This window comes from Sphingobium trunci (assembly GCF_022664535.1).
In the GTDB taxonomy this organism is placed as follows: Bacteria; Pseudomonadota; Alphaproteobacteria; order Sphingomonadales; family Sphingomonadaceae; genus Sphingobium.
Genome location: NZ_JAKUJY010000005.1, coordinates 1 through 15,384 on the forward strand (window position 1 = coordinate 1; position 15,384 = coordinate 15,384).

The 15,384-nt window shown below is 64.6% G+C and carries 7 protein-coding genes and 1 tRNA gene; 2 read left to right on the forward strand and 6 right to left on the reverse strand.

The features are described from left to right. Positions 1–315: 315 nt before the first annotated feature. The 5 genes from MJ601_RS05940 to rpoB form a co-directional block, all read right to left on the reverse strand. Positions 316–588 (reverse strand): DUF5818 domain-containing protein, encoded by a 273-nt coding sequence (locus MJ601_RS05940; RefSeq protein WP_242124316.1) that lies wholly within the window; start codon positions 586–588, stop codon positions 316–318. A gap of 99 nt (positions 589–687) precedes the next feature. After that, on the reverse strand, positions 688–984 hold the full coding sequence (locus MJ601_RS05945; protein ID WP_242124318.1) for a hypothetical protein: 297 nt from the start codon (positions 982–984) through the stop codon (positions 688–690). A gap of 359 nt (positions 985–1,343) precedes the next feature. Beyond that, positions 1,344–1,417, reverse strand: a tRNA-Gln gene (locus tag MJ601_RS05950). A 235-nt stretch (positions 1,418–1,652) separates the two neighbouring features. Then, a complete protein-coding gene (gene rpoC / locus MJ601_RS05955) occupies positions 1,653–5,909 on the reverse strand; it encodes a DNA-directed RNA polymerase subunit beta' (RefSeq protein WP_242124320.1) in 4,257 nt (1,418 codons plus the stop codon). 82 nt (positions 5,910–5,991) lie between these two features. Then, on the reverse strand, positions 5,992–10,155 hold the full coding sequence (rpoB, locus tag MJ601_RS05960; RefSeq protein WP_242124322.1) for a DNA-directed RNA polymerase subunit beta: 4,164 nt from the start codon (positions 10,153–10,155) through the stop codon (positions 5,992–5,994). A 408-nt stretch (positions 10,156–10,563) separates the two neighbouring features. On the opposite strand from rpoB, the gene MJ601_RS05965 reads away from it, so the two are divergent. Then, positions 10,564–12,897 carry a TonB-dependent receptor gene (locus tag MJ601_RS05965; protein ID WP_242124324.1) on the forward strand — a complete coding sequence of 778 codons (2,334 nt, stop codon included), beginning with the start codon at positions 10,564–10,566 and terminating at the stop codon, positions 12,895–12,897. Here MJ601_RS05965 and MJ601_RS05970 read toward each other — a convergent pair. Next, positions 12,877–14,079, reverse strand: a complete 1,203-nt coding sequence (locus MJ601_RS05970; RefSeq protein WP_242124327.1) for an MFS transporter — start codon at positions 14,077–14,079, stop codon at positions 12,877–12,879. The two genes, MJ601_RS05965 and MJ601_RS05970, sit on opposite strands and share 21 nt — an antisense overlap. A gap of 211 nt (positions 14,080–14,290) precedes the next feature. On the opposite strand from MJ601_RS05970, the gene MJ601_RS05975 reads away from it, so the two are divergent. Next, positions 14,291–15,382, forward strand: a complete 1,092-nt coding sequence (locus MJ601_RS05975; protein ID WP_242124329.1) for a helix-turn-helix transcriptional regulator — start codon at positions 14,291–14,293, stop codon at positions 15,380–15,382. Positions 15,383–15,384 lie beyond the last annotated feature (2 nt).

Sequence of the window (15,384 nt, forward strand, 5' to 3'; positions counted from 1 at the left end):
CACAGGCTGGGCAACGGGGCTTCCATCAGCGCCACCGGTGGGCTGACCCCGGCACCGGACGTCAACTGTGTGAAGGATTGCCCGCCTGCCCGCTAGGCCTCGCTGCTGCGGGTCTACGGCATCGGGCGCAAAAGTGGGAACCGGCTTTGCGCTTGAAAGGACGCGAAAACAAAAAACCTGCCGTCGATCTGTTGCATGTCGGCGGGCCGTCGCGCCCAAGGCCTTAGCCGTCAGTAGCGAGAACCTCAAAAATCAGATCCATAGACGCAACCGGCCGGGAATGCAGCCGCGGCTGCGCGTTCAGCCGGGCGTGGGCTACATTCCAGCCGGGCTAAGCGTCCTTCGGATCGGCTCGCACGCCTCTATCCAGTTCACCGCTATGGCTTCGGCACCGGTGCGGATGCCCTCCACGATGACGTTGGTTTGCAGGAGATGGCCGACATTCTTCAACAGGCCGATTTCCCAAAGCGCGCCATTGCGCGCCTGGACGTAGAGGCTGACCGCTCCAGCGACCAGGACGCCCTCCAGACGGAAATATGAACCGATATTCATGTGCACCAGATAGGCCGATTTCGATGACAGCGCCATGACGGCTTCCCTGGCGCGTGCAAATAAACGGATGGGGCGATTATTGTCTGCCCAGCCTGGGCGCCGGCATAAAATTGCGCCGGTTTGAAGAGAGCCCTGTTATCGCCCGCGCCGCTGGACAATCCATGCAAGCAGGCATGTGGTTACAACCGGCCCGATCCAGTCCACCCATTGATCCAGCTTGGGCCAGACCCGGATATCGAGCGGGCCCCACCAGGGCATGTTGGCGCGCAGACCTCCGCCGAAGCGCTCTATCCAGCGATATTCGGCTTGGGCAATCTCGCGGCCGACAAAGTAGGCTGAAGGCAGCGCAGCCCCGAGCCACCAGTTTCGCGTAAGCCGACCGACGATCGCCTGGGCCGCCAGTGCGGCGATGGTGTGGTCCAACAAGCTCATGCAATGCCAACCTATAGCCGTCGTTTAGGCTCCACGCAAAGTGGATGAATGGTCCGCGGCCTGGAGGAGATCAAATGGCGGTGCCGGCGCTTCTGGTTGCCGGTCGGTCAATGCAGCGCCAGGGCAGGGCATGCAACTGGAATACATGAAGACCCGCGAAGATAGCGACGAGGAGGGCGAGGGATAGGGGACTGTCCATCCGGTCCTTTTGCATGTTGCATCCATGTTGCATGGAGCCGCCGGGAACGTCCGGAAATCAGCGGACAAGGGCGAATTGCGCAGGTTCCCATTGCAACACGGGATTGCGGGCCGGGCAGACGATCGGTTCCGCGAAGTTGCCGGTTTTCCTTGGGAAAGTCTGGATGCCCGACAAGGATTCGAACCTTGATTGACGGAGTCAGAGTCCGCTCTCTTACCATTAGAGGATCGGGCATCAGGGCGAACCAGTGGCTCACCGGAGACGCGCAGATAGGCGGGGTTTTCGGATTGGTCAAGAGGATTGCGACAGGATTTGCGCCAGAAATTTCGCGAAAAATGCCGCAGCAGAAAGAGAAAGCCCGCCGGAACAAGCTGTCGCTTCCGGCGGGCTCTTCATCGATCCCCGGAGGGACGAAAGGCTGGGGAGCCGCTTCCCGACATAGGAAGCGGCTCCCTTATTTTCAAAGCGCTTATTCCATGTCCTCGGTGGTGAAATCCTCACCCTGGACGGCCGCCAGCGGATCGTCGCCGATGGCCGCTTCCGGACCCTGGCGCAGTTCGGCGGCATGCTCCTCGGCAGCCGTCTTGGGCGCGATCAGGTCGACCTGGGCAGAGGCGCGCAGGGCGGCTCGCATCGCCGCATCGCGCGACGAGGCGGCAACCCGCATCCGGTTCATGCCAGCGCCGGTACCTGCCGGGATGAGGCGGCCGACGATGACATTTTCCTTGAGGCCCACCAGCGTGTCCTTCTTGCCCTGGACCGCCGCTTCCGTGAGCACGCGCGTGGTTTCCTGGAAGGACGCCGCCGAGATGAACGAACGCGTCTGGAGCGAGGCCTTGGTGATGCCGAGCAGCACCGGCTTGCCCTCCGCGGGCTGGAAGCCCGGTGCAAGCTTGGCGTTGATCTCGTCCATTTCCTCGCGGTCGACCTGCTCGCCCACCAGCAGGGTGGTGTCGCCGGACACGGTTATCTCGACCTTCTGCAGCATCTGACGAACGATCGTCTCGATATGCTTGTCGTTGATCTTCACGCCCTGCAAGCGATAGACTTCCTGGATTTCGGCGACCAGATATTCGGCCAGCGGCTCGATGCCGAGCACTTCCAATATGTCATGCGGGTCGGGCGAACCACCGATCAGATTGTCGCCGCGCTTCACATAGTCGCCTTCCTGAACGTCGATCACCTTGCTCTTGGGGATCAGATATTCGACCGGCTCGCCGCCATCCTCGGGATTGATGGCGATCTTGCGCTTCGCCTTGTAATCCTTGAGGAACTGCACGCGGCCCGAAACCTTGGCAATGATCGCATTGTCCTTGGGCTTGCGGGCTTCGAACAGTTCGGCGACGCGCGGCAGACCGCCGGTGATGTCGCGGGTCTTCGCGGCTTCGCGGCTGACACGCGCCAGCACGTCACCGGCCTGGACCGCCTGACCATCTTCCACCGACAGGGTCGCACCCACCGCCAGCATGTAGCGGGCGGCTTCGCCCGACTGGTCGTCGAGCAGGGTAAGGCGCGGACGCAGATCCTCCTTGGTGCGGGCGGACCCGCGATGCTCGGTGACGACGCGCTGGGCGATGCCGGTCGCTTCGTCGGTCTGCTCGGTCAGCGTCTTGCCGTCGATCAGATCCTGATACTTCACGATACCCGGCTTTTCGGTGATCACCGGCATGGTGAAGGGGTCCCACTCGGCGAAGCGGTCGCCCTTCTTCACGGTGTCGCCATCCGCGAACAGGATGGTGGCGCCGTAAGGCAGGCGGTGCGTCTCGCGTTCGCGGCCTTCGGAGTCGATGATCGCGATCTCGCCGTTGCGGGCGAGGCTGAGGCGGCGGCCATTCTTGTCGGTGATGGTCGGCATGTCGCGCAGCTCGATCGTGCCGTCCGACATGGATTCGAGGTTCGACGTTTCGTTGAAGTTCGCCGCGCCGCCGATGTGGAAGGTCCGCATGGTGAGCTGCGTACCCGGTTCACCGATGGACTGCGCCGCGATGACGCCGACCGCTTCACCGATATTGACCGGCGTACCACGGGCGAGGTCACGGCCGTAGCACTTGCCGCACACGCCCATCTTGCTTTCGCAGATCAGCGGGCTGCGGATCTTCACGGCCTGCGTGCCGATGGCTTCGATCTGCGCCACGAGGGCTTCGTCCAGCAGCGTGCCGATCGGCACGATGACCGAGCCGTCCTTGCTGTCGACGATGTCCTGCGCCGTGGTGCGGCCCAGGATACGCTCGCCGAGCGAGGCGATGACCGAACCACCCTGAACGATGGCCTTCATCTCCAGCGCCTTTTCGGTGCCGCAATCTTCCTCGACGACGGTGCAGTCCTGCGACACGTCGACCAGACGGCGGGTCAGGTAACCCGAATTCGCCGTCTTGAGCGCGGTGTCGGCCAGGCCCTTGCGAGCGCCGTGGGTCGAGTTGAAATATTCAAGGACGGTCAGGCCTTCCTTGAAGTTCGAGATGATCGGCGTTTCGATGATCTCGCCCGAAGGCTTGGCCATCAGGCCGCGCATGCCGGCGAGCTGCTTCATCTGGGCCTGCGAACCACGGGCACCGGAGTGCGCCATCATGTAGATCGAGTTGATCTGGGCCATGCGGCCGGTCTGCGGGTCCTTGGGCTGGGCGCGGATTTCGTCCATCATGGCGTTCGCGACCTGGTCGCCGCAACGGCTCCAGGCGTCGATCACCTTGTTGTACTTTTCCTGCTGGGTGATCAGGCCGTCCTGATATTGCTGCTCATAGTCAGCCACCAGCGCCTTGGTTTCGTCGACCATCGCCGTCTTCGAATCCGGGATCACCATGTCGTCCTTGCCGAACGAGATGCCGGCCTGGAACGCGTGGCGGAAGCCCAGCGCCATGATGGCGTCGGCGAACAGCACCGTGTCCTTCTGGCCGGTGTGACGATAGACCTGGTCGATGACGTCCCCGATTTCCTTCTTGGTGAGAAGGCGGTTGACGACGTCGAAGGGCACCTTGTGGCTCTTGGGCAGGCACTCGCCCAGCAACATGCGGCCCGGCGTCGTCTCGAAGCGCTTCATATACTGCTGACCCTGTACGTCGGTCTGCGGCACGCGGCTGATGATCTTCGAGTGCAGGGTGACGGCCTTGGCATAGAGGGCCTGATGGACCTCCTGCATGTCGGCCAGCAGCATGCCTTCGCCCGGCTCGCCTTCGCGCTCCATGGACAGATAATAGATACCGAGAACCATGTCCTGCGAGGGGACGATGATCGGCTTGCCGTTCGCGGGGCTGAGGATGTTGTTGGTCGACATCATCAGCACGCGCGCTTCCAGCTGGGCTTCCAGCGAGAGCGGAACGTGGACGGCCATCTGGTCGCCGTCGAAGTCGGCGTTGAAGGCCGAGCAGACGAGCGGGTGCAGCTGGATCGCCTTGCCCTCGATGAGCACCGGCTCGAACGCCTGGATGCCGAGGCGGTGGAGCGTCGGCGCGCGGTTCAGCATGACCGGATGCTCGCGGATCACCTCGTCCAGAATGTCCCAGACTTCCTTGCGCTCCTTCTCGACCCACTTCTTCGCCTGCTTGAGCGTCATGGACAGACCCTTGGCGTCGAGGCGGGCGTAGATGAAGGGCTTGAACAGTTCGAGCGCCATCTTCTTGGGCAGGCCGCACTGGTGCAGCTTGAGTTCCGGGCCGGTCACGATGACCGAACGGCCCGAATAGTCGACGCGCTTGCCGAGCAGGTTCTGACGGAAGCGGCCCTGCTTGCCCTTCAGCATGTCGGACAGGGACTTCAAGGGACGCTTGTTCGCGCCGGTGATGACGCGGCCGCGGCGGCCATTGTCGAACAGGGCGTCGACGGCCTCCTGCAACATGCGCTTTTCGTTGCGGACGATGATGTCCGGCGCGCGCAGTTCCATCAGCCGCTTCAGGCGGTTGTTGCGGTTGATGACGCGACGATAGAGATCGTTCAGGTCCGAGGTCGCGAAGCGGCCGCCGTCCAGCGGCACCAGCGGGCGCAGTTCCGGCGGAATGACCGGCACGACGTCCAGGATCATCCATTCCGGACGGTTGCCGGAATCGAGGAAGCTCTCGACGACCTTGAGCCGCTTGATGATCTTCTTGGGCTTGAGCTCCGACTTGGTGACGGCCAGCTCGTCCAGCAGCGCCTGCTTCTCGCCCTCCAGGTCGAGGTCCATCAGCATCTGCTTGACCGCTTCCGCACCGATGCCGGCCGAGAAGGCGTCCTCGCCATATTCGTCCTGCGCGTCGAGCAGCTCGTCTTCGGTCAGAAGCTGATACTTCTCCAGCGGGGTCAGGCCCGGCTCGGTGACGATGTAGCTCTCGAAGTAAAGGACGCGCTCAAGCTGCTTGAGCTGCATGTCGAGCAGCAGGCCGATGCGCGAGGGCAGCGACTTCAGGAACCAGATGTGCGCGACGGGCGCGGCCAGTTCGATATGGCCCATCCGTTCGCGGCGGACCTTCGACACCGTGACTTCGACACCGCATTTTTCGCAGACGATGCCCTTATACTTCATGCGCTTATACTTGCCGCACAGGCACTCGTAATCCTTGATCGGACCGAAGATGCGGGCGCAGAACAGGCCGTCGCGTTCGGGCTTGAACGTACGGTAGTTGATGGTTTCCGGCTTCTTGATCTCGCCGAAGGACCACGAGCGGATGCGCTCGGGCGAGGCAAGGCCGATCTGGATCTGGTCGAAGGTTTCCGGCTTCTGGACCGGGTTCGCGAAGTTGGTCAGTTCGTTCATAATTCACGTCCCTCTAGAGGGTAAAATTTTCCGGGCGAAGAAAGGGGAGGGGGCGCCGCCGACCGGCAGCGCCCGGCAACCCTTATTCCGCCGCCTGCGCGAAGCCGTCGTCGTCCTCGATCTCGTCCATCGCGGCGAGTTCGACGTTGAGGCCCAGCGAGCGCATTTCCTTGACCAGCACGTTGAAGCTTTCGGGGATGCCAGCCTCGAACGTGTCGTCGCCCTTGACGATCGCTTCATAGACCTTGGTCCGGCCCACCACGTCGTCCGACTTCACCGTCAGCATTTCCTGCAGCGTGTAGGCGGCGCCATAGGCCTGGAGCGCCCACACCTCCATTTCACCGAAGCGCTGGCCGCCGAACTGCGCCTTGCCGCCCAGCGGCTGCTGGGTGACGAGGCTGTAGGGGCCGATGGAACGGGCGTGGATCTTGTCGTCGACCAGGTGGTGCAGCTTCAGCATGTAGATGATGCCGACAGTCACCTTGCGGTCGAAACGGTCGCCGGTGCGGCCATCATACAGGTCCGACTGGCCCGACGAGTGCAGGCCCGCCAGCTCTAGCATCGCCGACACGTCGGCTTCGCGGGCGCCGTCGAACACCGGGGTCGCCATCGGCACGCCGCGTGCCAGATGCTCGGCCAGATCGACGATCTGCTCGGCCGTGCGGCCTTCGATCTGGTCGGCATATTGCGGCCCATAGGTTTCCAGCAGGCGGGTCTTGACCGCATCGGGCATCTCGCCGCCCTGCGCGTTCGGATTGGCTTCGCGCCAATCCTCCAGCGCATGCTTGAGCTGCTGGCCGAGGCCGCGTGCGGCCCAGCCGAGGTGCGTTTCGAAGATCTGCCCGACATTCATGCGCGACGGCACGCCCAGCGGGTTCAGCACGATGTCGACATGGGTGCCGTCTTCCAGGAACGGCATGTCCTCGATCGGCAGGATGCGCGAGATGACGCCCTTGTTGCCGTGACGGCCGGCCATCTTGTCGCCCGGCTGCAGCTTGCGCTTCACCGCGACGAAGACCTTGACCATCTTGAGCACGCCCGGGGGCAGCTCGTCGCCGCGCTGCAGCTTGTCGACGCGGTCCTCGAACTTCTCGACGATCAGCTTCACCGCTTCGTCATACTGCGCCTTGACGGCTTCGATGCCGGCCTGGCGGGCGTCGTCCGCCACCGCGAACTTCCACCATTCATGACGCTCGACCTCAGCCAGCAGGGCTTCGTCGATCTCCACGCCCTTGCGCACGCCCTTGGGAGCGGCCGTGGCGGTCTGGCCCAGCAGCATTTCCTGGAGGCGATTGAAGGTCGCGCGGTTGAGGATGGCGCGTTCGTCCTCACGGTCCTTGGCGAGGCGGTCGATTTCCTCCCGCTCGATCGCCATGGCGCGTTCGTCCTTGTCGATGCCGTGGCGGTTGAAGACGCGCACTTCCACGACCGTACCGGCGACGCCCGGCGGCAGGCGCAGCGAGGTGTCGCGCACGTCGCTCGCCTTTTCACCGAAGATCGCGCGGAGCAGCTTTTCTTCCGGGGTCATCGGCGATTCACCCTTGGGGGTGATCTTGCCGACCAGGATATCGCCCGGCTCCACCTCGGCGCCGATATAGACGATGCCCGCCTCGTCGAGGTTGCGCAGCGCTTCCTCGCCGACGTTCGGAATGTCGCGCGTGATGTCTTCCGGACCCAGCTTGGTGTCGCGGGCCATGACCTCGAACTCCTCGATATGGATCGAGGTGAAGACGTCATCCTTCACGATCCGCTCGGAGATCAGGATGGAGTCCTCGTAGTTGTAGCCGTTCCAGGGCATGAACGCGACCAGCGTGTTGCGGCCCAGCGCCAGCTCGCCGAACTCGGTCGACGGGCCGTCGGCAATCACGTCGCCGGCCTCGATCAGGTCGCCCACCTTCACCAGCGGACGCTGGTTGATGCAGGTGTCCTGGTTGGAGCGCTGGAACTTCTGGAGCGTGTAGATATCGACGCCCGACTGGCCGGGTTCGATATCGCCGGTGGCGCGGATAACGATACGGGTCGCGTCGACCTGGTCGATGATGCCCGCCCGGCGAGCCGCGATGGCAGCGCCGGAGTCCCGTGCAACCGTGCCTTCCATGCCGGTGCCGACGAACGGCGCCTCAGCCCGGACCAGCGGCACCGCCTGACGCTGCATGTTCGAACCCATGAGCGCGCGGTTGGCGTCGTCGTTCTCAAGGAACGGGATCAGCGAGGCCGCGACCGACACCAGCTGCTTGGGGCTGACGTCCATCAGGGTGATGTGGTCCTTGGGCGCCATCAGGAATTCGCCCGCTTCACGTGCCGAGATCAGGTCTTCGGCCAGCGTGCCGTCGGCGTTCAGCTCGGCGTTCGCCTGCGCGATGGTGTGCTTGGCTTCTTCCATCGCCGACAGATAGACGACCTCATTGGTCACCTTGCCGTCGATCACCTTGCGGTAGGGGGTCTCGATGAAGCCGTACTTGTTCACGCGGCTGAAGGTCGCGAGGCTGTTGATCAGACCGATGTTCGGGCCTTCCGGCGTTTCGATCGGACAGATGCGGCCATAATGGGTCGGGTGAACGTCGCGGACTTCGAAACCTGCGCGCTCGCGGGTCAGACCGCCCGGCCCAAGCGCCGACACACGGCGCTTGTGGGTGACTTCCGACAGCGGGTTGGTCTGGTCCATGAACTGCGAGAGCTGCGAGGAGCCGAAGAACTCGCGAACGGCGGCCACGGCCGGCTTGGCGTTGATGAGGTCGTTCGGCATCACGGTCGAGACGTCGACGCTCGACATGCGCTCCTTGACGGCGCGCTCCATGCGGAGAAGCCCGACGCGATACTGGTTCTCCAGCAGTTCGCCCACCGAGCGGACGCGGCGGTTGCCGAGATTGTCGATATCGTCGATCTCGCCCTTGCCGTCCTTCAGGTTCACCAGTTCCTTGACCACGGCGAGGATGTCCTCGACGCGCAGGGTGGTGACCGTGTCCTCGGCATCGAGGTCGAGGCGCATGTTGAGCTTCACGCGGCCGACGGCCGAGAGGTCATAGCGCTCCGGATCGAAGAACAGGCCAGCGAACAGCGCTTCGGCGGTTTCCTTCGTCGGCGGTTCGCCAGGGCGCATCACGCGATAGATGTCGGCCAGCGCCTGGTCGCGTTCCTCGGCTTTGTCGGCCTTCAGCGTGTTGCGGATCCACGGACCGGTGGTGACATGGTCGATGTCGAGCAGTTCGAGGCGATCGATGCCCGCCTTGTCCAGCTTTTCGAGATTTTCCGGCGACACTTCGTCGCCAGCTTCGATGTAGATCTCGCCGGTGCTCTCGTTGATGAGGTCATAGGCGCTGTAACGGCCATAGACTTCCTCGGTCGGGATCAGCAGGGTCTCAAGACCGTCCTTCTCCGCCTTGTTGGCGGCGCGGGGCGAAATCTTGTGACCGGCGGCGAAGACGACTTCGCCAGACTTGGCGTCGACGATGTCGAAGGCCGGCTTCTGGCCGCGCCATGCTTCGGCGGTATAGGGAATCTGCCAGCCGCCTTCGCCGCGGACGAAGGTGACCTTGTTGTAGAAATAGCCGAGCATGTCCTCCGGCGTCAGGCCCAGCGCATAGAGCAGCGCCGTGACCGGCAGCTTGCGCTTGCGGTCGATGCGGACGTTGACGATGTCCTTGGCATCGAATTCGAAGTCCAGCCACGAACCGCGATAGGGGATGACGCGCGCGGCGAACAGATATTTGCCCGACGAGTGGGTCTTGCCCCGGTCATGGTCGAACAGCACGCCCGGCGAACGGTGCATCTGCGACACGATGACGCGCTCGGTCCCGTTGACGATGAAGGTGCCGTTCTGGGTCATGAGCGGCATGTCGCCCATATAGACGTCCTGCTCCTTGATATCGAGCACGGAGCGGGTTTCGGTGTCCTGGTCCACCTCGAACACGATCAGGCGCAGGGTGACGCGCATCGGCGCCGCATAGGTGATGCCGCGCTGACGGCATTCCTCTACGTCGTATTTCGGCTCTTCCAGCTCGTAATGGACGAAGTCCATTTCGGCGGTGCCGGCAAAGTCGCGGATCGGGAAGACCGAGCGCAGGGTCTTTTCGAGGCCGGAGACATAGCCGATCGACGGGTCGGAGCGGAGGAACTGTTCATAGCTCTCCCGCTGGACCTCGATCAGGTTCGGCATCTGCACCACTTCGTGGATGTCGCCGAATACCTTTCTGATGCGCTTCTTCGCGCCGGTATTGCTGATCGGGGGGAGAGCCTTGGTCGCCATTGCGTATCCTGCCTGTTTCGTTCGTCGCATTTTTTCGCATCGCAGCGAAAATTCAGCCCGACATGGCCGCTTCCGGGGGTGATTCGCCCCTTAGCCGCCACGCAAAAAAGTGCGGGCCGGGACTGTCCGATCCGCACTGTCAGCGTCTTGTAACCCGCCGTTTTCGCCCAATCCCGCCGGCTTCGCGCGCTAATCGAAGCCGATCCCCGAGCGATCCGGGGGACGATCCTCACAGCGCCGGGAAGCAGTGCGTGGACCGGATTTGAACTGCCCATATAGGACCGCCCCGTCCTTTTGTGAAGGGGGAAGGCGATTTTGCGTCCTCGACCTACGCTGGTTGATGCAGGGTGCCGTTCTTGTACAGAGATGGAATGATTCTCCACCCGTTCAACCCCTTGGCCTGATCCGGTGGCTGATGTGAAAAGGCGGCCGCTCCTGTGCGCCACGTCTTTTGCGCTGTCTACCGCCGGGGTGCCGGCCCAGGGTCAGGAGGATTGGCGGGCGCGAGAGGCTGCCGAGGCGAGCCTGTCGGAGGAGGAAGAGGCCGTCATCGTCACGGCTCGCCGCGTTCCCGAACAGGAGAATGGCGTCCCGATCAGCATGGTGCGGCTCGGCAGCAAGCATCTGGAGCGCAGCGGTGCCGGCACGCTGGCGGATATCGCCGGATCGGTGCCCAATCTGACGGTTCCGACCGTCGGCGCCTTCGGGGCGCAGCAGCCTACCATAAGGGGCGTCTTCTCGAATATCGGCGCGTCCACCGTGGGCATCTATGTCGACGATGTGCCAGTGCAGATCCGCTCGCTGGAGGTGGCGGGCAATCCCGATCTGCGCAGCTTCGACCTGGAACGGGTGGAGGTGCTGCGCGGCCCGCAGGGAAGCCTGTTCGGCGCCAACAGCATGGGTGGCACCATTCGCTATCTGACCCGGCAGCCGGAACTGTCCGGCATGGATGCGGAGGTGAGCGGCGAACTGGCGGCGGTGAAGGGCGGCGGCCTCACGCGGGAAATAAGGGGGGCATGGGGTGGCGCGCTGGTCCCGGACCGGATCGGGGTGCGGGCGAGCGGCTATTATCGCCGGGACGCCGGGGTCGTCGATCGTCTCGATCCGGCCGGCGGCGCGGAGGTTCAGGACAATATCGACCCTGTCGCGACCCTTGGTGTGCGGCTCGCGGTGAAGGCGGCGCTGGGCGAGCGGCTGGAACTGACCCCTGCGCTTTTCTATCAAAGGACCCGGCGGGCCGATCTGCCCTTCTACGAATCCACCCTCGGTCCATTCCGCCAGTCCGCCAGCGTGCGCCAGCCGGGCCGCGACCGGCTCGTCCTGCCCAGCCTGACCGCGCGGCTGGACCTGGGTGGCGCGACGCTGACCAGCGTCACTGCCTGGCTTGACCGGGACAACAGACAGATCGTCGATTATTCCGGCTTTTTCGGGGAGATCGTGCTGGGCGGCGCCGTGCCCGGCATCCGCACGCCGGGCGGCAGCTACAGCCGCACCACCGTTGCCCAGCGCAATTTCACCCAGGAAATCCGCATCGCCTCGAACGATCCGCAGGCACCGGTGCGCTGGCTGATCGGCGGTTTTTATCGCCGGTCGCGCATCGTCATGGCACAGCGGGTGGTGGAGCCGGGGGTCGAGCAACTGGCGCAGGCGCAACTGGGGCTGTCGATCGAGGATATTTTCGGCCTGCCGCTGCTGCCCGGCGGGCAGAGCTATCATAGCCGGCAGCAGATCGGCGAACGCACCCTGGCCGGTTTCGGCCAGGCGAGCTGGGCGTTCGCGCCGCGCTGGGAAGCGACGGCGGGGCTGCGCGTCTCCTACAATCCCCTGAGCTTTCGCCTGACGTCGGAAGGACCGTTAGCCGGGGGCAGCAACGCCATTGGCCCCCGGCGCCAAAGCGGGACGCCCGTCACCCCCTATGCCAGCCTGTCCTGGCACCCGTCCGGCGAAAGCCTTGTCTACCTCAGCGCAGGCAAGGGGTTCCGCAGCGGCGGCACCAATGGCGCTGTGCCCGCCAGCAGTTGCGCCGCCGACCTGTCGGCGCTGGGCCGCACGAAGGCGCCGGACAGCTATGCGCCGGATTCGCTCTGGAGCTATGAGGCCGGGGCAAAGGCGGGGGGGCGGGCATGGAACCTGTCGCTCGCGGCCTTCCGCATCGACTGGCGCCATATCCAGCAGTCCATCACCCTGCCCAATTGCGGCTTTTCCTATATCGACAATCTGGGCGCCGCCCGCAATCAGGGGATGGAACTGGCCGTGCAGGCAAGGCCGGTGCCGCCGCTGACCCTCGATCTTTCGCTGGGCTTTATCGATGCGCGTTTCCGACGGAATGTCGGGCTGCCCCGCGCGGATGGGACGGGCAGCATCGTCGCGGTGGGGGACCGGGTGCCCTATGTGCCCCGCTGGTCGGGAACGCTGTCGGCGGAATATGGCTTTGCCTGGCGCGGGCTGGATGGCTTCATACGGTCCGAATGGCAGCATGCAGGGCGCTATCGCCGCGCACCCTCGCGCCAGTCCGTGGCCTATGACCCGCGCGTCTATGCAGGGGAGGGGAGCGACATCCTCTTCCTGCGCGTCGGCGCGGGCCGGGATGGCTGGCAGCTTTCCGTCTTCGCCGACAATCTGCTGGACAGCCGCGCGGTGCTGTATCGCAATGCGGATCTGGTGCCGGTGACGGGGTCGCCGCTGAGGGAAATGGCACAGCGGCCACGCACCATAGGCCTGTCAGCCCGTTTGAGCCTTTGAAGGGGCAGCCAGTGCGATGAGGGGCACCGCCGCCAGCGCCAGTCCCGCATAGACCAGCACCGGCAGCGTGTAGCCGCCGCTCATCTGGCGCATCTGGTCTGTCCAGACCGGCGCCAGCGCGCCCACCAGGCTGATGATCGCGGTGTTGAGGCCCAATGCCCGCGGGAAGGCATCGGGCGACACCGTGTCGGCAAGCAGCATCGATCCCGACTGGCCCGGCAGGGCGCTGGCGACGCCCCATAGCAGGACGAACGCCGTCACGCCCGGCATCGCCATCGCCCGCACCCCGATCAGCGCGACCGTCCCCATCGCCAGCAGCAGCACGGCCGCGATCAGGCTGCGCCGCGCACCCAGCCGGTCGGCCACCATGCCGCCCAGCAACAAGGCGGGCAGGCCCAGCAGATTGGCGCTGCTATAGGCGGCGACCGCGCGCGGCCGCGTCAAGCCCTGCGCCATCAGCGCGTCGACGGCGCCGAGCAGAACGCCGTTGATCGCCAGTTGCAGCAAGGTCATGGCAAGGACGAACCGGCAGAAGCGCGCGCTGCATAGTGCCGCCCAGGGCGAGCTGGCATGACTGGCTTCCCCCCTGATCCGTCCGCCGGGAACCAGCAGCACCAGCAATGGACAGGTCAGCGCGATGACCGTCGCCCCCAGCAACAGGGCCGTGCGCCAGCCATGATGGTCGATGGCCGCTCCGGCAAAGGGCGGTACGACCGCACCTGCCGCCACGGCGGCGCCGAGAAACAGCGCCAGCGCCAGCCCCCTCCGCGCGTTGTGCAGGGACGTGATGATGGCGATGCCGGGCACGATGGTGGATGCGCCGACGCCTGCACCGGTCACTGCCATGGCCGCGGCCAGCCAGACGAGATCCCGTGCAACGAAAGCCAGGGCGAAACCGGCGGCGCTCAGGATGATGCCGGCAAGCAGGACCGGCCGCGCGCCGATCCGGTCCAGCGCCCAGCCGACGGGCAGGTTGGCGATGCTCATCGCCAGCAGGAAAGCCGTCGCGGCGCTGCCCGCCTGTCCGCCGAGATCCGCCGCCATTGCGGGCAGCACAACGCCCAGCGACATCAGGGTCGTGCCCTGGATCAACAGGGTCATGGCCGACAGGGCCGCCACCGGCAGCCAGCGCGCATGATCCTGATGCTGGACGATGGGAAGGGGTGGGGGAAGGCGGCTCACGGCAATTGCCTATCTGTTAAGAGGCTGTTTGGAAATGCGCGCTGGACGCCTCTGGCGCGGCATTACCAAACAGCCTCCAGGCCGCGACAATGGAATGGGGCAATGTCGGCTTTGTGCAATGCAACACAAAAACTCTGTGCTTAATCTCGATAAATTGACTTTCGGGTGCTTCCCTGTTCGAGTCGGTTTGGGGGCAGATTGGGGTGGAGCCGTGATACGCACGGAAGAAATTTACGATGCCGCGACCGACGATGCGGCCTTTGCCCGGCTGGCAGCGACGCTGGCCGAAGCGGTCGGGGCGCGATCGGGCGTGCTCCATTGGGGCTTTTCCCCGGATCATGTCGCGGAGATTTCCTACTCCGGCTATTTTTCCGACGCGCAGATGGCCGTCTATGACGACGAATTTCAGGCGGACGATATCTGGGGCGCCGCGCTGGACCGGTTGGCGACGGTCAATCGCCTGCTGGACATCGAGGCCATCGTGCCCGATCGCGCCTATGAGGGCAGCCGCATCTACAATGAATGGATCCGGCCCATGGGCGACGACACCTTCCGCTGTATAGGGGGCGTCATCCAGAAGGACGGCACGACCGGCCATATCGGGCTGCATCGCGGACGCACGCAAAAGCCCTTCAGCAGGCAGGAAGTGGAGGCGATGCAGGACAGCATGGGCCATATCGGCCGCATGTTCGCGATCCGCAGCAAGCTCGACCGCGCAAACCAGCATGGCCGTTCCTTGCAGGCCGCGCTCGACATGGTGGGACATGCCGTCTTCATCCTCAGTCCCAACGGCACGTTGATCGACGGCAACAGGGCGGCCGACGCGATGCTGCGGCGGGGCGACGCGCTGACCCTGCGCCAGCGGCGGGTGTCGGCCCGCGATCCGCGCGATGACGAGGCGTTTCAGGCCGCCTTGCGGGCGGCTTCGGCGCGGCAGGGCACGCAGGCGAGCGCGATCTTCGTCCATCGCGGATTGGAGCCGCCCTACATGCTGTCCATCGCTTCCGTCCGGGTGGGAATGGACCGGCAGATCGTCGCCATCGCCACCGATCCGGCGGACCAGGATGTCAGCCTCTCCAGCCGCATCCGGGCGCTCTACGGCCTGACCCGCGCGGAGGCGGAGGTGGCACAGGCGCTTTGCACCGGGCGCGGGCTGGAGGAATTGTCGGCCGAGCGCGGCGTGGCGCTCAATACCATCCGCACGCAGATCAAGAATATCTATGTGAAGATGGATTGCAGCCGCCAGTCCGAACTGGTCGCGCGCATCGGCGCCTTGCCGCGCCTCAGTCCCCTGGAGGAATAATC

Excerpts from the sequence above, each read along its gene's own strand:
- rpoC (WP_242124320.1), bottom strand. The coding sequence starts at position 5,909 with ATGAACGAACTGACCAACTTCGCGAACCCGGTCCAGAAGCCGGAAACC.
- MJ601_RS05945 (WP_242124318.1), bottom strand. The coding sequence starts at position 984 with ATGAGCTTGTTGGACCACACCATCGCCGCACTGGCGGCCCAGGCGATC.
- rpoB (WP_242124322.1), bottom strand. The coding sequence starts at position 10,155 with ATGGCGACCAAGGCTCTCCCCCCGATCAGCAATACCGGCGCGAAGAAG.
- MJ601_RS05940 (WP_242124316.1), bottom strand. The coding sequence starts at position 588 with ATGGCGCTGTCATCGAAATCGGCCTATCTGGTGCACATGAATATCGGT.